The sequence below is a fragment of the Gluconobacter kanchanaburiensis NBRC 103587 genome (assembly GCF_007988905.1).
Taxonomy (GTDB): domain Bacteria; phylum Pseudomonadota; class Alphaproteobacteria; order Acetobacterales; family Acetobacteraceae; genus Gluconobacter; species Gluconobacter kanchanaburiensis.
Genome location: NZ_BJVA01000001.1, coordinates 1 through 20,948 on the forward strand (window position 1 = coordinate 1; position 20,948 = coordinate 20,948).

Annotated in this window: 18 protein-coding genes; 7 read left to right on the forward strand and 11 right to left on the reverse strand. The window is 60.6% G+C overall.

Annotated elements, in window-relative coordinates; genetic code table 11:
* A partial coding sequence (locus tag GKA01_RS00005) for an RsmB/NOP family class I SAM-dependent RNA methyltransferase (RefSeq protein ID WP_146857986.1) occupies positions 1-1,038 on the forward strand: 1,038 nt, incomplete at its 5' end.
* Here the strand turns inward: GKA01_RS00005 and GKA01_RS00010 are convergent.
* The 5 genes from GKA01_RS00010 to GKA01_RS00030 all read right to left on the reverse strand — a co-directional run bounded on the left by GKA01_RS00010 (position 1,028) and on the right by GKA01_RS00030 (position 6,174).
* On the reverse strand, positions 1,028-1,435 hold the full coding sequence (locus tag GKA01_RS00010; protein ID WP_146857989.1) for a hypothetical protein: 408 nt from the start codon (positions 1,433-1,435) through the stop codon (positions 1,028-1,030). The genes GKA01_RS00005 and GKA01_RS00010 overlap by 11 nt on opposite strands.
* Before the next feature lie 115 nt (positions 1,436-1,550).
* Positions 1,551-2,597, reverse strand: coding sequence for an aldo/keto reductase (locus tag GKA01_RS00015; protein WP_146857991.1), 1,047 nt, complete (start codon positions 2,595-2,597; stop codon positions 1,551-1,553).
* Between the two features lie 77 nt (positions 2,598-2,674).
* Entirely contained in the window at positions 2,675-4,300 is a 1,626-nt protein-coding gene (locus GKA01_RS00020; protein WP_146857992.1) for an ATP-binding protein, read from the reverse strand.
* 5 nt (positions 4,301-4,305) lie between these two features.
* Positions 4,306-5,031 (reverse strand): response regulator, encoded by a 726-nt coding sequence (locus tag GKA01_RS00025; protein WP_146857994.1) that lies wholly within the window; start codon positions 5,029-5,031, stop codon positions 4,306-4,308.
* Positions 5,032-5,130: 99 nt separating this feature from the next.
* Positions 5,131-6,174 carry a cysteine synthase A gene (locus tag GKA01_RS00030; RefSeq protein WP_146857996.1) on the reverse strand — a complete coding sequence of 348 codons (1,044 nt, stop codon included), beginning with the start codon at positions 6,172-6,174 and terminating at the stop codon, positions 5,131-5,133.
* Positions 6,175-6,242: 68 nt separating this feature from the next.
* On the opposite strand from GKA01_RS00030, the gene GKA01_RS00035 reads away from it, so the two are divergent.
* Entirely contained in the window at positions 6,243-6,683 is a 441-nt protein-coding gene (locus GKA01_RS00035; RefSeq protein WP_194265784.1) for a rhodanese-like domain-containing protein, read from the forward strand.
* On the opposite strand, the gene GKA01_RS00040 is transcribed toward GKA01_RS00035, so the two are convergent.
* The 4 genes from GKA01_RS00040 to GKA01_RS00055 form a co-directional block, all read right to left on the reverse strand.
* Complete coding sequence (locus GKA01_RS00040) at positions 6,659-7,591, reverse strand: DUF2272 domain-containing protein (RefSeq protein WP_371859238.1); 933 nt, start codon at positions 7,589-7,591, stop codon at positions 6,659-6,661. The two genes, GKA01_RS00035 and GKA01_RS00040, sit on opposite strands and share 25 nt — an antisense overlap.
* Positions 7,592-7,938: 347 nt before the next feature.
* Positions 7,939-9,036 (reverse strand): S-methyl-5-thioribose-1-phosphate isomerase, encoded by a 1,098-nt coding sequence (gene mtnA / locus GKA01_RS00045; RefSeq protein ID WP_146858000.1) that lies wholly within the window; start codon positions 9,034-9,036, stop codon positions 7,939-7,941.
* A 153-nt stretch (positions 9,037-9,189) separates the two neighbouring features.
* On the reverse strand, positions 9,190-10,563 hold the full coding sequence (locus GKA01_RS00050; protein ID WP_146858002.1) for a glycosyltransferase family 4 protein: 1,374 nt from the start codon (positions 10,561-10,563) through the stop codon (positions 9,190-9,192).
* The gene (locus GKA01_RS00055) at positions 10,560-12,011 is read right to left on the reverse strand and encodes a glycosyltransferase family 4 protein (RefSeq protein WP_146858004.1); all 1,452 of its coding nucleotides are present in this window, start codon (positions 12,009-12,011) and stop codon (positions 10,560-10,562) included. The genes GKA01_RS00050 and GKA01_RS00055 overlap by 4 nt, the downstream gene beginning before the upstream one ends.
* Positions 12,012-12,211: 200 nt before the next feature.
* On the opposite strand from GKA01_RS00055, the gene GKA01_RS13740 reads away from it, so the two are divergent.
* A complete protein-coding gene (locus GKA01_RS13740; RefSeq protein WP_244289144.1) occupies positions 12,212-13,354 on the forward strand; it encodes an HAD-IIIA family hydrolase in 1,143 nt (380 codons plus the stop codon).
* A 54-nt stretch (positions 13,355-13,408) separates the two neighbouring features.
* Here GKA01_RS13740 and GKA01_RS00065 read toward each other — a convergent pair whose 3' ends face one another.
* A complete protein-coding gene (locus tag GKA01_RS00065; RefSeq protein WP_167506289.1) occupies positions 13,409-15,100 on the reverse strand; it encodes a putative bifunctional diguanylate cyclase/phosphodiesterase in 1,692 nt (563 codons plus the stop codon).
* A 169-nt stretch (positions 15,101-15,269) separates the two neighbouring features.
* Here GKA01_RS00065 and GKA01_RS00070 point away from each other — a divergent pair, with 169 nt between their 5' ends.
* Positions 15,270-16,367 carry a glycosyltransferase family 4 protein gene (locus GKA01_RS00070; RefSeq protein WP_228119739.1) on the forward strand — a complete coding sequence of 366 codons (1,098 nt, stop codon included), beginning with the start codon at positions 15,270-15,272 and terminating at the stop codon, positions 16,365-16,367.
* 12 nt (positions 16,368-16,379) lie between these two features.
* Here GKA01_RS00070 and GKA01_RS00075 read toward each other — a convergent pair whose 3' ends face one another.
* Positions 16,380-17,378 carry an aldo/keto reductase gene (locus GKA01_RS00075; protein WP_146858010.1) on the reverse strand — a complete coding sequence of 333 codons (999 nt, stop codon included), beginning with the start codon at positions 17,376-17,378 and terminating at the stop codon, positions 16,380-16,382.
* 90 nt (positions 17,379-17,468) lie between these two features.
* Between GKA01_RS00075 and GKA01_RS00080 the strand changes: the two genes are divergently transcribed.
* Genes GKA01_RS00080 through GKA01_RS00090 form a run of 3 tightly spaced genes read left to right on the forward strand, consistent with a single transcriptional unit; the run spans position 17,469 to position 20,825 of the window.
* Positions 17,469-18,761 carry an O-antigen ligase family protein gene (locus GKA01_RS00080; protein WP_146858012.1) on the forward strand — a complete coding sequence of 431 codons (1,293 nt, stop codon included), beginning with the start codon at positions 17,469-17,471 and terminating at the stop codon, positions 18,759-18,761.
* Positions 18,762-18,780: 19 nt separating this feature from the next.
* Entirely contained in the window at positions 18,781-19,788 is a 1,008-nt protein-coding gene (locus GKA01_RS00085) for a CobW family GTP-binding protein (RefSeq protein ID WP_146858014.1), read from the forward strand.
* Positions 19,785-20,825 carry a WD40 repeat domain-containing protein gene (locus GKA01_RS00090; protein WP_146858016.1) on the forward strand — a complete coding sequence of 347 codons (1,041 nt, stop codon included), beginning with the start codon at positions 19,785-19,787 and terminating at the stop codon, positions 20,823-20,825. Before GKA01_RS00085 ends, GKA01_RS00090 begins: the two co-directional genes overlap by 4 nt.
* Positions 20,826-20,948 lie beyond the last annotated feature (123 nt).

Below are 20,948 nucleotides of genomic sequence, written 5' to 3' on the forward strand. Positions count from 1 at the left end.
CCCGAGCCGGTCCGTTGCGCCCTGCTGATGGGCGTGGCGCAGTTGCTGCATCTGGAAACGCCCCCTCATGCTGCGGTCGGCACAATCGTGGATCTGCTGCGCCGTCGCGGGCTGGCACCGTTCGCGGGGCTGGCCAACGCCGTGCTGCGTCGTGTGTCGCGGGAGGGGCAGGACCTTCTGGACGGTCTGGACGAGGACCGGCTGGATGTGCCGCCCTGGCTGTGGAGCGCGTGGGGCAAGCGGGCGCGGGCGATTTCGCGCGGTCTGCATCGTGAAGCCCCTCTGGATCTGACACTACGCCCGGGTGCGGTCGCACCGGAAGGCGGCGAGGTGCTGCCGACGGGCTCCGTCCGCTATCCGGCCGGAACACGCATCACGGCGCTCGAAGGCTTCGAGGACGGCGCGTTCTGGGCGCAGGACGTCGCGGCGACGATGCCGGTAAAGCTGATGGGCGATGTGTCGGGCAAAACCGTCGTTGATCTCTGCGCGGCGCCGGGTGGCAAGACGGCGCAGCTTGCAACGGCAGGCGCGCAGGTCGTGGCGGTTGAGCGTGAGGAAGCGCGGGCAACGCGGCTTGAGGAGAATATCGCGCGCCTGAAGCTTTCGGCGAAAACGGTTGTGGCCGATGCCGCGACATGGCGTCCGGAGGCTCCGGTGGACATGGTTCTGCTCGACGCACCGTGCTCCGCGACGGGCACACTGCGTCGTCATCCGGATGTGCTGTGGATCAAGCGCCCCCGCGATGTGACGGCGCTGGCGGAAGGTCAGGATACCCTGATCGACGCGGCGCATGAAATGCTCAAACCAGGCGGCGTGCTGCTTTATGCCGTGTGTTCACTTCAGGACGAGGAAGGTCCGGAGCGGATCAAGGCGGCCATGGCCCGTGGCGGCTGGAGGTTCGATCCGTTTTCGGAAGCCGAACTGGCCGATATGGCCGTCGCGCGGACATGGGACGGCATGTTCCGCACCCATCCAGGCCTGTGGAGCGAGCTCGGCGGTATGGATGGCTTCTTTGCCGCGCGTCTCATCAAGGTCTGAGGCTGCGCGCTGTCCCGTCAGGCTGGGGTGATGCCTGGTTGAGCAGGACCTGGGAAGCGGACCATGTAATGCTGTAACTGAGCTTCTCGGTCAGTGCCTGCGATGTAAAGTGACGCAGCTCTTTCTGCGTCATGTGCTCCGGAACGGAAAAGATGGTCGACGTCGTCCCGTCCTCATCGGCATGGATCGTGGAATGGGACATATCCGGGGCCGTTTCGGCCTGTTGCGCGACAAAGCGGGTAAGGTTTTCCGAAGACCCGAAGACCTTTACGCTTCTGTCGATATGGGACATTTCGCAATGTCCCTTTTTTAGCGACGGGAAAACCGTGTGTCCTAGCAAAAAGCCAAGACCGGCCAGGAACACGCCTGCGCAAAGAAACACGAAAATCCGGCGCATGATGCCTCCTGACGAATCAGACAGATGGCCGAGATTGTATCGAAAAGAAACACATCGCAACAGAAATGATACGGGCCTGTCCTGCCCGCGACTGGGCAGTACAGGCCTGAGCCGATCAGGGTGCGGGGTTGGAATGCACCTGATGGATGGCGTTGATCTTCTCTTCCAGCTCCGGCGTGATGGTCACGCTGTCTGCGCCAAGAATGGTGCGAAGCTGATCGAGGCTGGTGGCGCCAATGATGTTGGACGTCACGAACGGGCGTGATGTGACGAAGGCGACCGCGAGCTGGGTGGGGTCGATCCCTTCCTCGCGGGCGAGGGCGTGATAGGCCGTGATGGCGTCGTCAACGCCGGGCTTTTCGTAGCGCTGGCCACGGTTGAACAGCGTGGTGCGGGCCCCGGCGGGGCGGGCGCCGTTCAGATATTTCCCCGTCAGATAGCCCTGTGCGAGCGGGGAATATGCCAACAGTCCGACCTTCTCGTGCAACGCCATTTCGGCAAGGCCGATCTCGAAGGTCCGGTTGATCAGGTTATAGGCATTCTGGATCGACGCAACACGCGGCAGGCCCGTGCGGGAGGCTTCCAGAAATTTCGAGACACCCCATGCGGTCTCGTTGGAGAGGCCGACGTGGCGGATTTTGCCTTCAGCCACGAGATCGCCGAGCACGCCGAGCGTGTCTTCGAAAGGAACGGCGGAGTCTTCCGGCAGGTCGCGGAAGGTCGTGCCACCTTCACCGAACAGGCCGACTTTCCGGTCCGGCCAATGGAGCTGGTAGAGATCGATGTAGTCGGTGCCGAGGCGGCGCAGGGAGCCTTCGAGCGCATAGCGGATCTGGCGCGGAGTCAGGCGTGCTTCCTCGCCCTCGGGGCGGAACCACGGCATGGCCGTCCGTCCGACAACCTTGCTGGCGATGACAAGGCGGTCACGGCCGCCGCGTGCTTTCAGCCAGCTGCCGATGATGGTTTCGGTTGAACCCTGCGTCTCGGCGCGGGGCGGAATGGAATAAAGTTCGGCGGTATCGATGAAATTGATGCCGTGGTCCAGCGCCATATCGAGCTGGGCATGGCCTTCGGTTTCGGTGTTCTGCTGACCGAAGGTCATGGTGCCGAGGCAGATTTCACTAACGGCAATGCCGGTGCGGCCAAGTTCACGCTGTTTCATGGAAAAAGACCCGATCAGAAGTTGGGAGAAGCCTCCAGCATGGAAGGACGGCTGAGATTGATCAAGGGACTGAGCTTTTATGGCGCCAGCGTGACGATGACCCGCAATCCGCCGCTCGGGCGATTTTCAAGCCGGACATCGCCTCCCTGACCATGGAGAATAGTGCGTGCGATGGCGAGGCCAAGGCCCGTGCCACCCGTTTCGCGGTTACGGCTGCTCTCGATGCGCACGAATGGCTCGAAAACCCGTTCCAGTTCGCTCTCGGGCAGGCCAGGGCCGTTGTCCTCGATCAGGATCCGGACGGTATTGCCCTTTTCCCCCGGCCTTGGAGCGGGAATAAGCGTGACATGGGCGCTGCCGCCATATTTCAGGGCATTGAGGATCAGATTGTTCAGCGCACGTTTCAGCGCAACTGAGCGGGCCTTGATCCTGACCGGTACATTGGGTGGTTCGTAGAACAGATCGTCGGCCTTGTCGGGAAGGCTCTCGGCAGCTTCGTCCATGATCGTTTGCAACAGGGCGCGCAGGTCGAGCGAGACGATGGCCTCGGCCGAAGCGCTGTCCCGTCCGAAGGCGAGAGTGGCGGAGACCATGGCTTCCATCTCGTCGAGATCGGCCAGAACCTTGTTGCGCAGTTGTTCATCGTCGATAAATTCGGCGCGCAGTTTCAGGCGTGTGATGGGCGTGCGCAGATCATGGCCGATCGCAGTCAGCATAAGGGTGCGGTCCGTGACGAAACGCCGGATGCGCATGGCCATAGTGTTGAACGCGATTGCCGCTCGCCGGATTTCGGACGGGCCGTTCTCGGGGAGGGCGGCGGTGTGCACGTCACGCCCCAGTGCCTCGGCCGCATTCGCCAGTGTCGTAACCGGTGCGATCAACCGCTGCGTGGCCCAGACGATCATGCCGCTTCCGATGATCGACATCAGCAGGAATGCGATCAGGAAGGTCGGGGAACCGAACGGATTGGGAAGCGGAGTCACAAACCGCACGACAAGCCAGCTGTCCCGGTCCGGCAAGAGGATCGAAGTGGAATGCGTGCGCAGTTTCTGTCCGATCAGAACCTTGCGCGGATAAAGCGATGAGGGAAGGAGCGCCCAGCGCATAAAAGGCGGCATGTCGCGTCGCCGCATTCCGCCCGGAAAGCGCGGGTCTTCGCCCTGGTGCGTTCCATCCGTGTGTTCGGACGGGAAATGGAAGTCCGGACCGGCCATACCGGGCGGAGGTATCCCCGGTTCGCCCATTCCGGGTCCAGCCATACCAGGGCCACCCATGCCCGGCATCCCCATTCCTGGCATTCCCATCCCCGGTCCGGGAAATCCTGGCCCCCTGGGGTCCATCATTCCGGGCTGAGGGCCCGACTGCTCATCATGCGGACGATGGAGAAAAGACGGAGACGTCATCGCCGGAAACGGGATTTCGTGTCCCTCGATCTGAGGGTCAGGCTCCTTAAGAAGCTGGACCGTGACGTTGGACGGAACACGCAGGTCTTCGATCGCGTCCTGCCGTTCCGCGGCCTTAGCCTCTGCGACGGTGCGATAGATCGAAAAAACCTGAACCTGCTCTTCGTGAACCTGGCTGCGTTCTTCCAAATCGAACCGGTCGAGTGCATGGATCCCGAGGCCTGCGGCTTCTACGACTGCAAGCCCCACGATCAGAAGGAGACTGGTCCGCGTAACGAGAGACCTCGGAAGAACGTGCATTGTTTTCAGAGACGTTCCACTTCCGCGGCAAGGACATAGCCGCCCCCGCGGACGGTTTTGATGACCTGTGCGTTGCGGCCATCATCTTCGAGCTTGCGGCGCAGGCGGCTGATGGCAACATCGATGGCCCGGTCGAACGGACCGGCCTGACGCCCACGGAGCAGTTCCAGCAGCATGTCGCGTGTCAGAACCCGGTTGGCGCGTTCAAGGAGCGCCATCAGCAGATCGTATTCGCCGCCCGTGAGGGAAACTTCGGCGCCATCCGGATTCAGCAGGCGCCGCCGGACTGGATCGAGACACCATCCGGCGAAGTAGATCTTGCGGGTATCGGCGGACTGTCGCTTGTCTTCCACATCGACAGTCCGGCGCAGTACGGCCCGGATGCGGGCCAGCAGTTCGCGTGGGTTGAACGGTTTGGCGACGTAGTCGTCCGCGCCGAATTCAAGGCCGATGATTCGGTCCGTCTCGTCGCTCATGGCGGTGAGCATGATAATGGGAATGTTGTCTTGCGAGCGCAGCCAGCGTGCGACTTCAAGACCGCTCTCCCCCGGAAGCATCAGATCCAGCACTACGAGCTGGTAATGCCCGTTGGTCCAGGCCTTGCGGGCTTCGCGCGCGTCCCGGGCAGCGGTCACGCGGAAATGGTTGCGCTCGAGGAACTGGCTCAGCAGTTCGCGGATCTCGCGGTCATCGTCCACGACCAGAAGATGGGGCAGGGTTTCCGTGCTCATGACCAGTGGCCTTTCAGGAATGCTGTAACCGCGCCCGGACTGTTCACCCCGTTCTGAACGGAAACTGTGTCTCCGTTCAGAACGATACGGCTGCGTCTGTCAGGCCAGCCAGGGCGGAACAGGCAGGTTTTTCGCACGCAGGAACTCCGGGTTGAACAGCTTGGACTGATAACGGGCTCCACCATCGCACAGGATTGTAACAATCGTATGTCCGGGACCAAGCCTGCGTGCGGTCCTGATCGCGGCGGCGACATTGATGCCAGACGATCCGCCAACCGAGAGACCCTCTTCGGACGTCAGGGAGAAAATCTGCTCCAGGGCTTCGGCGTCGGGGATGCGTTCGGCATCATCCGCGTTCAGACCTTCGAGATTGGCCGTCACACGCCCCTGACCGATTCCCTCCGTGATGGAATTTCCGGTCGCGGTCAGGTCATTGGATTTGACCCAGCCGTAAAGTGCGGAGCCTTCCGGATCGGCGAGAACAATGCGTGGCGCGGTTTTCCCGGCTGCCTGCGCCTGTTCGCGCAGTCCGAGAGCGGTTCCGGCCAGTGTGCCGCCCGTTCCGCAGGCGCAGGTGAAGGCATCGACCCGGCCCCCCGTCTGTTCCCAGATCTCGCGCGCCGTGGTGAAGCGGTGGCCGTCCCGGTTGGCGGTGTTGTCGAACTGGTTGGCCCAGAATCCGCCGATTTCCTCAGCCAGACGGCGCGAGACATGAACGTAGTTGCCCGGATCGCGATAGGGCTTGGCGGGAACGAGGCGCAGATCAGCGCCGATCATCCGCAGAAAGTCCAGCTTCTCACGACTCTGTGTTTCAGGCACCACGATCACGGCCTTGCAGCCGACGGCATGAGCGACCAGCGTGAGACCGATACCCGTATTGCCGGCCGTGCCTTCGACGACCGTGCCACCGGGCTTCAGGGCGCCGCTTTTCAGGGCGTCGGTGATGATCGCAAGAGCGGCGCGGTCTTTGACGGAGCCGCCCGGATTCATGAATTCGGCCTTGCCGTAGATCTCGCAGCCCGTCGTCTCTGAAGCGCGTTTGAGGCGGATAAGGGGGGTTCCGCCGATCGCGCTGGTCATGCCCGGCGAAGGGGCCTGCCATCCGTTCGTGGTGGTCGGCTGGTTCGGGAAGGTGTCAGTCATACGGTAACTCCTGTGCTGGCCCGTGCTGGATAGAGTATAAAACGCGTTTTGAATGGATGAGGAAGAGCATGAAGGTTCTGACGGCGAGACAGGCTTGGGATGTGCTTGAAACAGGGGCTCCCGGGGATGTCCCAGAAACAGGCGCTGGGAACGCGGCGGAAACGCGCTGTCCCGTTCTCGTGGATGTGCGCACGGTGCCTGAATGGGTGCAGGTCGGGCTGCCGGATGCAGAGGTCATGACGGCGCCGCTCCTGTGCATCACCTGGCAGCCGGACCGGCAGCGTGAGTTCGTGGACGCCCTCGTTGAGGCTGTGCCCGATCAGCAGACACCCTTGCTGTTCCTATGCCGGTCGGGAATGCGTTCGCATCATGCCGCCCTACTGGCGGAGAATGCAGGTTATGCGGATGTCAGCAATATCGTTGACGGATTCGAAGAGCAGCATGGTCCCGGCAAGGGCTGGCGTGCCGGGGGCCTGCCGTCAACCTACATGCCGCTATCGGGTTCCTGATCCGCGTCGTAGTGGACTTCGAGCACCGCGCACCAGGGATAACGGCTGTCATAGCTGTGCCCTGAACTGTCGGCGATCATGCCGTTCGCATCTGTGGGAACATGGGTCAGGGCGACGGCGTCGTCCACGTTGCCGCCAATAATGCTCAGCTCGTGACCGAAAGGCTGGGCATTCTGGTTGGTGGCGGAGACGATGCCGCAATGGGCCGGAAAGCCATAGCTCGTGGGCAGCATCGAAAAGGTAATGGTCTTGCTGCGTCCCCGCCCGACACAGATCAAATCGCCGATCTTCGGAGCATAGGTTCCGGGAGCATGGGCACTCACCCCGCTGGACTGTCCGCTGGCGGCGGCATTGATGTAGGTCGAGTGATTGGGAGAATAGGGGAACCGCCCGTTGGCACCTGCAATCCGCATCACATAGGAAATGAAGGCGGCGGACCAGGCGTAATGACCGTCATGCTCAATTGCGAACCGGCTTCCTTCCGAGTCTGTTTTCCCGGTCCAGCCGACTTCCGTTTCGTAAGGATCCTGCCCGATCCACCAGTATTCGCCGACGCGCTGCCACAGTCCGGGAAGACGCTCGGGTTTGAGGGCCGCGTCAGTGGGCTCGGGCCGGTTCTCGGGGTCGTCATCGGAGACAGGCGAGCCGAACATCCGCCATTCGCGAAGAGCAATCGCGGCCACATCCTGCCGGTTGAACGGCTCGAAATTCCGGGAGGCAAAATCCGGAACATGACTGTCATAGCCAGCCGGACCGGTGTTGCCGTTCGCATACTGGGCATTCGGCGTGCGGGCCGGATACGGGCTGACGCTCTGCTGGCTGGAACATGCAGCCAGTGCGAGTAATGCGGCCGTAGCGGCTGCCCACCTGAAACGATGCGAATAAAGATGCGAATCTGGCACTGTTATCCTCGTGGACCCATCATGACTGCATCTTGAACGGCATGCGGGACAGAGCGTCAAGGACGAGGGCTGAATGAGGAAGAGGGTATGGCCTGCCATATCTTTATTCCCACGCATGTTTCCTGACTGATCGGCAGGCCAACGTGAGGAAATCAGGAGCCCGAAAGAGACCAGCATACACCGGGTGAAGAGAGGGGCCGCCTGCTAGATTGTTCATGGCCGTGCCGATCACGATGCAGAGTGTGGGCCGAAAGACATATGCGGCCAGCCCCAGAATGGCGTTGGCCGCAAGAAACACCCGCAAAGGTCTGGAACCACGCCGGCGGGTGACCCCTCCGCGAGCGTCTTTGGCCTTACGGGGTGTCGGGAAACAGTGTCCGCAGTCCGGTTTCGCTGGCCTCACAGCGGCCCCGTTCGGTGATGAGGCCGCTCACGAGGCGGGCAGGCGTAACATCAAAAGCCGGGTTTGCCGCCGGGCTTCCCACAGGCGCGATCCGGACACGGTCTGCATTCCCATCGGCGTCGAGCCCCGTCATGAACAGCACTTCGTCTCCGCTGCGCTCTTCGATCGGAATTTCCTTCACACCATCGCGCACGCGCCAGTCGATCGTCGAGGACGGCAGCGCCACCCAGAACGGCACGTTGTTGTCTTGTGCGGCGAGCGCCTTGAGATAGGTGCCGATCTTGTTCGCCACATCCCCCTGCGCGGTCACGCGGTCGGTGCCGACGATAACCATATCCACACGTCCGGCCTGCATGTAATGGCCACCGGCATTGTCGGCGATCACGGTATGCGGCACGCCATGGCTCCCGAGTTCCCACGCCGTCAGAAGGCTACCCTGGTTGCGGGGCCGCGTCTCGTCCACCCAGACATGAACCGGGATGCCCTCGTCATGCGCCATATAGATCGGGGCGAGGGCCGTGCCCCAGTCCACGGTGGCGATCCATCCGGCATTGCAGTGCGTCAGCAGGTTTACCTGCCCCTGACGGCCCTTGCGTTCCCAGATCTCGCGGATCAGATCCAGCCCGTGCCGACCGATAGCTTCATTCACCTGCACGTCTTCGTCGCAGATCGCATCGGCTTCGGCATAGCCTGCCGTCACGCGCTCCGGCGCCGGAACGGATTCAAGACGCGCAACCATGCGTTCGATGGCCCAGCGCAGATTGATGGCGGTCGGGCGCGTCGCGATCAGCATGTCCGCCGCCTGGTTTAGGCCTGCGTCTGATGCATCATCCTGCAGGGCGAAGACCAGTCCGTAGGCAGCTACGGCCCCGATCAGGGGGGCGCCGCGGACCTGCATCGTGGTGATCGCATCCGCGACCGCTCCAGCGTCCCGCAGTTCCAGAATTTCGACAGTCCAGGGAAAGCGGGTCTGATCGAAGATGCGGATGCTGCGATCGTCGTCAGAAGGACGCCAGACGCTGCGATACGAAATGCCGTTGATTTTCATGGACGTTCTCCCTGAGGGGTAAAGGGGCAGGGGCAAAAGGGGAGGAGACTGCGACAACGCACAGATCCGCGGCGGATCACTGCATGTGCGTGATCCGCCGGTCTGACTCAAGATCCGGTTCGTGAAACTTTCATGCCCCGGGTCGAAAGGAGGTCAGCGCAGGACGGCGTCAAGAATGACTTTTGCGCCTTCAGTCCATGGAACCGGCTGGAATTCCGCCCGGACCTGCTCTGTCCACCGGGCCAGGCCTTCGGAGTCCGTAATGGTCTCACGGATCAGAGCCTGGGCTTCCCCGAGGTCGCGGGGATTGAAGTACCGCCCGAGAGCACCCCCCGCTTCAGGAATGGATGTCGTATTGGACGCGATGCACGGCCGTCCCATGGAGAGACCCTCGGTGACTGGCAGCCCCCAGCCCTCGAAGAAGGACGGAAAGACACTGAAGCTGCAATCCGCATAGAGCCGCCGCAGTTCCCCATCGGAAGGGTTCTGGATGAAGCGGATTTTTCCATCCAGCCATTTCGTATTTTCAAGCTGCTGCATCAGATCAGCGACCAGCCAGCCAGGCCGACCGGCAAAGACAAGTGTTGGCACCTGTTCGGCTGGCATGTCATCGAGCATCTGTCGCCAGATCCGGAAGAGCAGCATGTGATTCTTGCGTGCCTCAAGTGTCGAGACGAACAGCACGTAAGGTTCGCTGACAAGCGGGACGGACGGCATGGAAGTGTCTGCCAGCCCGAATTCGGTTCCCATCGGGACGGGCTGGACATGGATATTCGTGCCAATGCCCTCTTCCGCAAGATAGGACTGGACGTCCTGCGCGGTCGCGCGGCTGTTGGCGAAGATCATATCCGCAAGAGGCAGAACAGCCTCATGCCACGCCTTGAAGGTCGTGATGATGCCGATATCACACCATTCGGGGCAGCGGAGCGGGACGAGATCATGCATGAGAAGTGCGAAGGACATCCGCAGTTCATCACGCATCCAGCGAACGCTGTGGGCATAGGTTTTGTGATGCCAGGGCGAGCCGAGTGTCAGAAACACATCTCCCGCGCGGGCAACATCCGCAAGCAGCGTGCCCTCGGCATGTCGGGCAGCGTCAGACAACTGCTGCCGTCTGCGCACGATTTTCTGACCTTCACGCGCAGCAAGTCGTCCAAGCCCCGCTCCCAGCGTCGCCAGCCCGCCCAGAACCTGCCCCTGCATGCGAAAGAAGGTCGAGAAAGCATGGCGTGATGCTTCGGTTGCAGCGAACTGCTCCGCGGAAAACAGGGGTGTGGCCTGACGAGCGGTGTTTGAAGGTCCATCTTTCATGACCTGCCGCAGCAGCGTATCGATCACGGTCCAGTCGATGATCCGGAAATCGCGCGGATCCAGGGTGTCCGGTCCACGGCGAACGAACTGGACGTCCGGACCTTGCAGCCCTTTCAGGGCCGCGCTGATCTCGAAGACGACACGCTGGATGCCGCTCGGTCGGCCATGGTGAACGAGATGGAACAGCAGATCATCGACGTCGATCCAGAGTGTCATGACGTTCTCCCATCCGTATAGGCGGCATGGCAGGCATCAAGAATGGCATCGGCCGTATCTTCCCACGGGGTGGGTTTGAACTGAGTACGGACCTGCTCCTGCCATTTTTTCAGACCCTCGCGATCCTCGATCGTCGCGCGGACGACGCGATAGGCATCATCCGTATTCTCGGGATCGAAATAGCGCGACAGGGGACCACCGGCCTCCGGGATCGAGGTCGCGTTCGACGCCACACAGGGGCGGCCGTTCACAAGACTTTCCGTAACCGGCAGACCCCAACCCTCGAAAAGGGAGGGAAAAAGCGTGAACATGCAACCATCGTAAAGATGGGCCAGTTCTTCGTCCGACGGGTCGCGTAGAAGGCGGATCTTGCCTCGCAGCCATTCGGTGTTGTCGAGCTGCTGCATGAGATCGGATACCAGCCAGCCCACCCGGCCTGCGAAAACCAGTGTTGGTACGTCTTGTGGCGGCAGATCCGCCACAAGACGTCGCCAGATACGAAAGGCCAGAATATGATTCTTCCGGGCTTCGATCGTGGAAACAAAGAGAACATAGCTCTCGGGGGCCGGAAGTCCTTTGGGGCGTTCGCCTTCAATTTTGCGCGGCGGTCCAAAACCACTGCCAATCGGAACGGTCTGAACAGGTGCCAGCAGCTTCAGGCGATGCTTGCGGGTATAGTCCTCGATTGTTTTCGCCGTGGCATGACTGATCGCGAGGAGACGTCCGCACTGTGGAAGGGTCGTATCCAGCCAGTGTCTGAAATCCCGGATCAGGGACAGTGCGCACCATTCCGGACGGATGGCGGGAATAAGGTCTGAAAGAAGCAGAACCGGCTGGATTCCGTAGGCCTTGCGCATCCGCGCCAGTCTGTCGCCGAACCCCGGTTCAGACCAGGCAGCCCCAAGGATCAGGAAGATGTCGCCTGGCTGGGGAACGGTTGTGGAGGAGGATGGCGTGTGTGTCGGGACAACAGCCTGTTGCGCCGCAGGCGCGGGTTGGACACGTCGCTGCATCTGCTTCTGTATGAAGCCGCGCAGCAGACGCAGGGCGCGAAGCTGATTGACCGCAATCGTCAACAGTGGCCGGGCCAGTTCGGGCGGCAGACTTTCAATACGTCTGATGACAGTGTGGCGGAGGCGTCTTACCAGCGCGCGCGGCGTGGACCGGGTACGGGGAGCCGGACGCTCGTCATGGGTGATCCGGTCGTCTGCGCGGATGGCGAACAGGTTCTCCAGATCGTCAAATGATACGGTCGCGAAAAGCTGGGCTTCGTTCTGTCCGCGACGGATCAGCTCGATATGGCCGATGCCCGGTTTGGTGGCTGCCTGTTTGCGGATAACGTGCAGGATTTCATAGACGAGCCGCTGAATGCCGCTGGGTCGCGAGTTGTTCTCGAAGTATTGGAAGATGTCTTCGACGTCGATCCAGATGGTGTAATCTGCGTTCATATGTCCGGACTAGCTTTGTGGCGGCCAGCAAAAAGGCCGGTCTGTCAAACGGGTAGGATCGCGAAGTGTAGGTAAGCCCCGGACGATGGGCAAGGGCGCCAACCCGGCTGATGGCAGGTGCAGGGGTTCTACGGCGCACAGAACAGGGTATGAGGGGGCAGTTTACTAAACTCGGACTACTGGACGTGAAGAGGTCTATCGTGAACAGTGTTACGGTTTGTCAGTGCGTCATTTCGCTTGAAACGCCTGATGTTCCGGCATGGCCTGTTCCGCTCATGCCCTGCGACGACAGGCCTTTTCTTGCATGGGGCATGAGAGAACTGCAGCGTTTTGGTGTGGAGGAATTTATATTTCTCACACGGACCTCCTCCCCTGAAATTGTCTGCGCGCTTGAAAGCCTTGCGGACCATCTTCCCCGTCTGGTGAAGATTACCGTCTGCAACGCACCCGCCGGATCCGAGGTGGCGGAAACGCTGTGTCAGAGCCGTCCTCATCTCCGTCAGCGCTTTCTCATGTGTTCGGCGCATATTCTCTTTTCGGGAAATCTGGTCCCGTTTCTGAGCGTGGCGCGGCAGGGAAACTGGTGTCTCCTGTGCTCGAACGACGAGACCGCTTGCCCAGAGGTGAAGGATCTGCCGGACAGTATGAAAACCGGCATCTACCTTCTGGAGACGTCGATTTTTGACCACCTGACGGACAGTTCGTGCCTGGGGGATATTCTGTCTTCCATGCAGCAGACGGGAAATCTGCACAGTTATCTTTCGGACGGCACGTTTTATGACATTGATACGGTACATGACCTGGCGCAGGCAGCGGATATCCTGCCTCCACTGTTGCGCCGGCCAGCCGTTTTTCTTGATCGGGACGGTGTTATTAACCGGGACTTCGGCTGGGTCGGGACACCTGACCGGTTTGAGTGGGAACCCGGCGTGCTTGAGACGATCGCCGGGCTGACACAGGACGGATATCACCTTTTTATTGTGACCAATCAGTCCGGTATTGCCCGAGGTTTTTATTCTGAAGCCGATTTGCAGGCGCTTATGACATGGGTGGTCGATATGATCCGTAGCCATGGCGGTACGATTGATGACTGGCGGTACTGTCCAATGCATCCGGAAGCGCCGCTGCCACAGTATCGTGCCATCTCCGAGAACCGCAAACCCGCTCCGGGTATGATACTCGATCTGATTCAGGCATGGAGTTTAGATCCGGACCGTTGCGTGCTGTTCGGAGACCAGCCCTCAGATATGCAGGCGGCTGCGGCAGCAGGGATTCAAAGTGTGCCGGTCGGCCCGTCAAGCCTGTTCCAGCTTGTCGCTGAAGGTCATCATCTAAAAATATGACCCCATCCGTCTTTTGCGTTCCATCTCGACATGGCGCTATGGAGCGGGTGTGTTTCAGGACAGGAAACCGGAGGACAGCCCGTCGGTCGAGGCCGGCTCATGGGTATCATGGTCCATTCCGGGATAGGCAGAGAGGTCAGCAAGGGGGGCGGGGCGCCCCAGTAGAAAACCCTGTGCCGTATTGCAGGACGTATGGCGTAGCAGATCGAGCTGGTCGGAGGTTTCGACGCCTTCCGCGATAACCTCCATCGACATGGCCTGACCCAGGGTCATGATAGCTCGGACGATGCTCTGCGCCTGCGGATCATTGAGCATGTCATGGATGAAAGAGCGGTCGATCTTGATCCGGTCGAAGGGAAAGCTGCGCAGGTAGTTCAGGCTTGAAAAGCCGATGCCGAAATCGTCCATGACGATCTTGATCCCGAGAGCACGAAGTTTTCCAAGCGTTTCCAGATTGCGTTGTACCGTTTCGAGAAAGATGCTCTCCGTCAGCTCGAGTTCCAGCCTTTCTGCCGAGAGACCCGTTTGGAAGAGGGTCTGAAGCACGGCGGCATACATGTCGTCATGCTGGAACTGGACTGCGGAAATGTTGACGGCAATCCGGACATGGGGTGGCAGTCTGATCGCCTGGGTACAGGCCTCAAGCAGCACCCAGCGACCGATCGGAATAATAAGTCCCGTTTCTTCTGCAATCGGAATGAATTCGTCCGGCGAAATGACGCCTTTATGCGGATGGCGCCAGCGCAGGAGCGCCTCTACACATTCCACTCTGTTTGTACGTAGACAGATCAGTGGCTGAAAATCGAGAAAAAACTGGTTTGTCTCAAGTGCTTTTCGCAGGTCATGTTCAAGCTGGGAGCGGTGGTGAACGTCAGCCTGAAGGACCGGACTGAAGCTGACCCAGTCAGTGGAATGAAGGCGACGCGCCTCGTTCAGGGCCAGTTCGGCATAATGAAAAGCGGTTTCAAAGTGACTGGTATCGAATGGGATGAGGCAGCAACCAATACTGGCCGTCAGATGGATGCGGTGGCCATCAAGAAGAAGGGTTGTATGAAAAACGTCCCGTACGATCTGGGCCCAATGTGTTGCCTGCGCGGGATGGGTATAGGGGAAGGGGCAAAATATTCCGAAAGCGTCGTCTCCGAAGCTGGAAACAATACAGTCTTCCACCAGAAACCTGTGAAGCCGCTTTTCTACTTCCTCGACGACGCGTGTGGTGATCTGAAGGCCATAACGTTCATTGATGGTGCGAAGCCGGTTGATGCTGGCATGAAGGAGAATGCCGGTCGGCGGACCTGACGTTGTATCGACGGACAGATCTTCCAGATTTCTGCGCAGCAGATCCTTTCCTGAGGGCATCAGGGTATTATCCGAAAAGAATGTGTCTGCATGAGGAAAGATGGAGCGGGGAAAGGTGATGGCGAGCGCCAGACAGTTCCGGTTGTGTCTTTGCAGGGGTGTCAGTCTGAACTGGATATCAAACACCCTGCCCTCAAGGGTCCGGAGGATGCCGGGGCGATAGCTATTGTCAGGCGGCGACTTCAGAATTCCGGGCAGAACGTCCCGAAGAGGGGGAAAATGCTGGAGATCGGTTCCGATACAGGAAAGAAGCGGCCGATTGGCTTCGATGACCTGATCTTGATACAGAACGGCCAGACCTTCACTTGATGCGTCGGCAAGATGGTGGATCGGAAAGAGGGCTGTGACGTTCTCCCGTGGCGCAGAGTCAGTGAGATGACCGTCCACATAGTGTCGGCCTCTTTCCTGACTGATCCCTCCGGGATTGTTCACAATCATCTCTGTCCCTCTGTCTGAGAGGAGGATGACGTGGTTTCTATTAAGAAATTGGAAATGTCGAATAGCCTGGAAACGCGCAAACCGTGACAAAATGTTTCTATCGAGTGATCCTGAAACGATGTGCTGCAAAATACTGACGGTTCTGCCTCCCCGCGAACGTTACGATCCGACGTGCGCGGGGGCGATTTCGCTGCTGGTCAACCGGCTTGCCGGGCCAGGCGACGTCGTGGCCGGACAGGGGGCAGTCAACACGCCTCTGCCTGGTGGCCAATATGTTCCACTGTTGTATTCGCGGCTCCCGCTGTCATCAGGCCTACGGTTGAAGCTCGCATGTGTAGCAATGATGCGGCGCGTGCGACCTGTTCTGACAGAAGTGCACAACCGACCTGATCTGGCGCGGTTTCTTGCCAGATTCGGGCCAGTCAGGCTGATCCTGCATAACGACCCGTGCTCCATGCGTGGCGCAAAATCAGTCCGGCAGAGAAAGGATCTGGCGCAGCATGTTTTTGTCTGCGGTGTCTCGGAGTGGGTCGTACAGCGCTTCCGGCAGGGGTGCGGTGCAATCCGTGCCGAGATCCAGCCAAACTGCATTGATCTGATCTCTTTGCCTTACAGCCGTCCGGAGGAGCGCCAGCCGCTAGTGCTGTTTGCAGGACGTGTCGTGGCGGACAAGGGAGTGGATGCGTTTGTCAGGGCCTGGGCTGCCGTGCGGTGCAGACATCCGGGCTGGCAGGCTGTGATTATGGGAGCCGATCGTTTCGGGAACGACTCTCCGGAGACGCCCTATCTGAAAATGCTCCGACCCGCAGCCGCGTCCGCAGATATCCTGATGACGGGCTATCGGCCTCACGATGATGTTCTGGCGGAAATGGCCCGGGCGGCCATCGTTGTCGTGCCAAGCCGATGGCAGGAGCCGTTCGGCATGACGGCCCTGGAGGCCATGGGATGTGGAGCAGCAGTCATTGCATCGCCCGCCGGTGCGCTTTCCGAACTTGTTGGCGATGCCGCCCTGCTGGCAGAGCCGGATGAACCCGGAGCCCTTGAAGAGGCTCTGGATCGCCTGATGACTGATGCCACACTCCGGCAAGATCTCGGTAGCCGCGGCAGGATACGGGCCGCGCGGTTTGATATTGGTCTGGCCCGCCAGAGGCTCGATGTTCTTCGGCGGGAGGCTGTTGCATTCGCGCAGACTGCCTCCCGCCAAGTCATCCCTTGATGGCCGTGACGCTTAGTCCCGGGACGGAGGCGCCATGAAGGTCGGATCGATGGCATCCGGGACGTGCCGTGCGAGAATGTCGTCCACGGCCTTTTTCTCCTCGTCGGTTAGTGACCAGCCGAAAACGTCCTTCACGCCCGAAACCTGACCCGGTTTGCGGGCACCCCACAGCGCAATGACCGGACCCTGGTCGAGAACCCAGCGGACCGCGAAGGCCATGGCGGATTTGCCGCGTTTTTCCGCCAGCTTTTCAAATTCCGCGACCGCGGCGAGATATTTCTCGAAATTCGGCTTCTGGAATTTTGGATCATTCGAGCGCAGATCGTCCTTCGGGAAAGTCGTGTCGGACGACATTTTGCCGGTCAGAAGGCCGCGGCAAAGGGCGCCATAGGCCAGAACGACAGCCTTGTGTTTTTCGGCATAGGGCAGGATATCCTTCTCGATCGTCCGTTCGAAAAGGTTCAGCGGGGGCTGGATGGTCGCAAGCGGAGCAACCTCGCGGAAAATATCCATCTGCTCGGGTGAGAAATTGCTCACGCCCAGCGCGCGGATCTTGCCTTCCTGATGGAGCTTCTGGAGTTCGCGGGCGCTCTCGTCGATGGGGGTCTTGTCGTCAGGCCAGTGGATCTGTTCGAGGTCGATCGTCTCTACCCGCAGACGACGCAGCGAGTCCTCGACTTCCTTGCGAATACGCGCCGGGCGGGAGTCCCGGAAGACCTTCATATTCTTTTCGTCTTCACCGACCCAGTGCAGGCCGAGTTTGGTGGCAATGTGGGCCTTATTCGGTTTTTCGGCGAGAGCGCGGCCGACGATTTCTTCGGAATGGCCAAAGCCATAGACCGGAGCTGTGTCGATCAGGTTGATGCCTTCATCAAGTGCGGCATGGATGGTGCGGACGCCATTGTCGTCGTCGGGCCCGCCCCACATCCAGCCACCGATGGCCCATGTGCCGAGAGCCACGCGGGAGAGGGGCGTGTCGATGCCGGGGATGAGGATGGTGTCGGAAGCCATGATTGTCTCCACTCGAAATGGACAGTAACGAAAAAGCGCTTCGAACCTTAAGTGGTTGCATGCGGACCGGAAACCCTCCATCCACGCGGCATGAGCTTCTCTGCTTCCACCCTGACGCGTGTTGGCCGCTGGGCCACCATGATTCTGCCTCTGGCCCTGACGCATGTGCGCGTGGCAGGTGAGGCCGATCTCGATCTTCTGGCCATTCTGCTTCTGCTGCATTCCGCGATGATCGGGCGGCAGCAGGGCGGATGGGACTGGTTCCGCGAACCCTGGGTTGTCGCCACGTTCTGCTGGTGGGGATGGCAGGTGCTCTGCACTCTATGGGTCTCGCCGGGACACGGGGCGCTGGTCCAGTCATTGCTGGCGATCCGGTTTCCGCTGGCTGCAGCGGCAATGGGATGCTGGGTGCTGCGGGATGCGGTCTGGCGGCGGCGTGTACTCTGGCTTACCTGTGCGTGCGGGCTTTATATTGCCTTGCAGATTCTCGTTCAGGCCGTGTTCGGGCGAAACCTGTTCGGCATTCCCCGTTTTCATGACGGAACGCTGACGGGGCCTTACGAACATCCCCGCGCCGCGGCCCCCCTGTCGCGGCTGGTGCTACCGCTTCTAATGGTGGGATGTGCCATGGCTGAAGAGGCACGAAGCCGTCTGATGCGGACGCTGGGTCTGTGCGCGGCCACTGTTCTCGCTGTGGGGGTCATGGTTCTGGCGGGACAACGGATGCCTCTGGCTCTCTCTCTGCTCGGAATCGGCGTGTGCGCGCTGCTGTATCGTCCGATGCGTCCGGCGGCGCTCGCGGCGGCGGCGATGCTCCCCGCTCTTGTTCTGGTCGCCCGGATTTTCTCGCCAGGCAGCTTCTTTCATCTTGTGACGCTGGCGCGACAGCAACTTACCCATTTCGGACAGTCCCCCTACGGAGAGATCTATACCCATGCGGTCGTCATGGCGCAGGCGCATCCCTGGCTGGGACAGGGCTATGACGCCTACCGACATTACTGTTCAGACCCGTCCACCTTCCACGGGCTGTCATGGCTGTCTGATGCCGTCCCTGAAAAAGGCTGGTTCGATCTGTGCGTGCAGCATCCGCACAGTCATTACCTCCAGGCACTGGTCAATTCCGGCGTGCCGGGCCTTCTGCTGTTTACACTGATGGTCGCGACATGGCTCAAGACGATCTGGCCAGGACAAAACGGTCGGGCCGTTTCGATCGGTCTTTTCGCGGCGGTGCTGATCCAGGAATGGCCGATCGCCTCCACGTCCGATTTTCTGAACCTTCCGCTGAGCGGATGGGGATTCCTGCTTCTGGGGCTCGCTCTGGCCTATCGCGCCTCCCCAAGACAGGACGGCTTTCAAGCAGGCGGGGTCCGGCCTATATCGTAAGGCAGATTACGGAGGCCTTATGTCCAGCACCCCTGACACTACACGCGAGACTGCTGCATCTGACCGGAGCGGCACCGTTCCCGTGACGGTCCTGACCGGCTTTCTTGGCGCCGGCAAGACGACGCTTCTCAATCATATCCTGACAGCCGAACATGGCCGCAAATATGCGGTCGTGGTGAACGAATTCGGTGAACTCGGGATCGATAACGACCTCGTGGTGGATGCCGACGAGGAAGTGTTCGAAATGAACAATGGCTGCATCTGCTGCACGGTGCGTGGAGATCTGATCCGCATTCTGGGCAGTCTGCTGCGTCGGCGGAACCGGTTTGACGGCATCATTGTCGAGACCACCGGGCTGGCCGATCCAGCCCCGGTCGCGCAGACGTTCTTCGTGGACGAGAACCTGCGCGAGAAAGCGCGTCTGGATGCGGTCGTGACGGTTGTGGATGCGTTCAACGTCATGGAAACGCTGGACGAAAGCCCCGAGGCGGTGAACCAGATCGCGTTCGCGGATGTGATCGTGCTCAACAAGATCGATCTTGCGGACGAGGAGCGCCGCAAGGAGATCGTGACCCGTCTGCGGAAGATCAATGCGGTGGCCCAGATCCACGAGGCACAGCATGGCGGCGTGAAGCTGACGGACATTCTCGACCGGGGCGGCTTCGATCTGACGCGCGCGCTCAAGACGATGCCGGACTTTCTGGAGAACGAGCATCACTCGCATGAGGAAGGCATCACCAGCATTTCCCTGAGCATCAAGGAGCCGCTCGATCAGCGCCGCTTTCAGGCCTGGATCGGAGCCATCCTTCAGGAGCAGGGAGCGGATATCCTGCGGGCCAAGGGCATCCTGCATTTCAGGGGCGAGCAGAACCGTTTCGCGTTCCAGGCTGTGCACATGATGGCGGATGGCGATTTCATTGGCCCGTTCCGCGAGGGGGAAAGCCAGGACTCCCGCCTGGTGTTCATCGGGCGCAACCTCAACCGTCCGCAGCTTCGGCGCGGCTTTGAAAGTTGCATCGCGGAATGATGGGCGATCTTCTGACGGACCGGGGTGGAGAGCGCCGCTTCGAGAGCCCCGTCGTGCATGTCGTCTCTGCGCGTGACGGACACAGCTTTGCGGCGCTGACGGCGGATGGAGAGCTTGTTCTGATCCCGCGGGATCGTCTGCGTGATCCGGAGAGTTGGACCGTTGTCGCAGCGCATGACGGTGGGCTGTGTCTGGCGCAGGATTGCGCTCCGGACGCGTTTCTGTCCGGCGGCGAGGATGGAAAGCTCGTCCGGACGTTCGCAGACGGACGCAGCGAAACCCTGCATGAAGGCCGCCGCTGGATCGACTGCGTGGCGAGCACGTCGGGGCATCTGGCGTTTTCGTCTGGTAAGCAGATTGAAGTTCGTGCGGCTGAAGGGCGGCAGACGCTCAAGGTTCTCGAGCATCCCTCGACCGTGACCGGCATTGTGTTTGATGCGAAGGGCAAGCGGATCGCGGCTTCGCACTATAACGGTGCGTCGATGTGGTTCGTGCAGGCGAAGGTCGATACCGTGCGGCCGTTTGAATGGAAGGGCAGCCATATTGCGATTGCCATCCATCCGGGCGGGGAGGCACTGGTGACATCCATGCAGGAAAACGATCTGCACGGCTGGCGCCTGTCGGACGGGCACAATATGCGCATGAGCGGCTATCCGAAACAGGTGAAATCCCTAGCCTTCACGCGCAATGGTCGCTGGCTGGCGACGGCCGGAGCGGATGCGATCATCCTGTGGCCGTTCTTCGGCGGCGGTCCAATGGGCAAAGCTCCGGTCGAACTGGCGCGCCTGCCGGGGCTGTTCGTCAGCGCGGTCTGTCCGAACCCCAAGGAAGACATCATCGCGGCAGGCTATGAGGACGGGACGGTCGTTCTGGCGGAAATCGGTGGTGGAGACCAGCGTGTCCTGCCGCTGTGTTCCGGGCAGGATACGAAGCGTGGAAAAGTGGCGTCTCTGGCCTTTACGCCGCAGGGGGGAGCACTGGCTTTCGGGACGGAAGATGGCGTGCTGGCTGCCATCGACCTGTCCAGCTCCAGTTAAGCTCATATCGAGCAACACCTGTTCCATTGAGGCACCGTGACACGTTGCCCTGCGACCTCCCGGTTCGGGGGGAACGGGGCAGCGTGTCGCAATTGGGCTTTGAGGGGACTGTCCCAGCTGCGG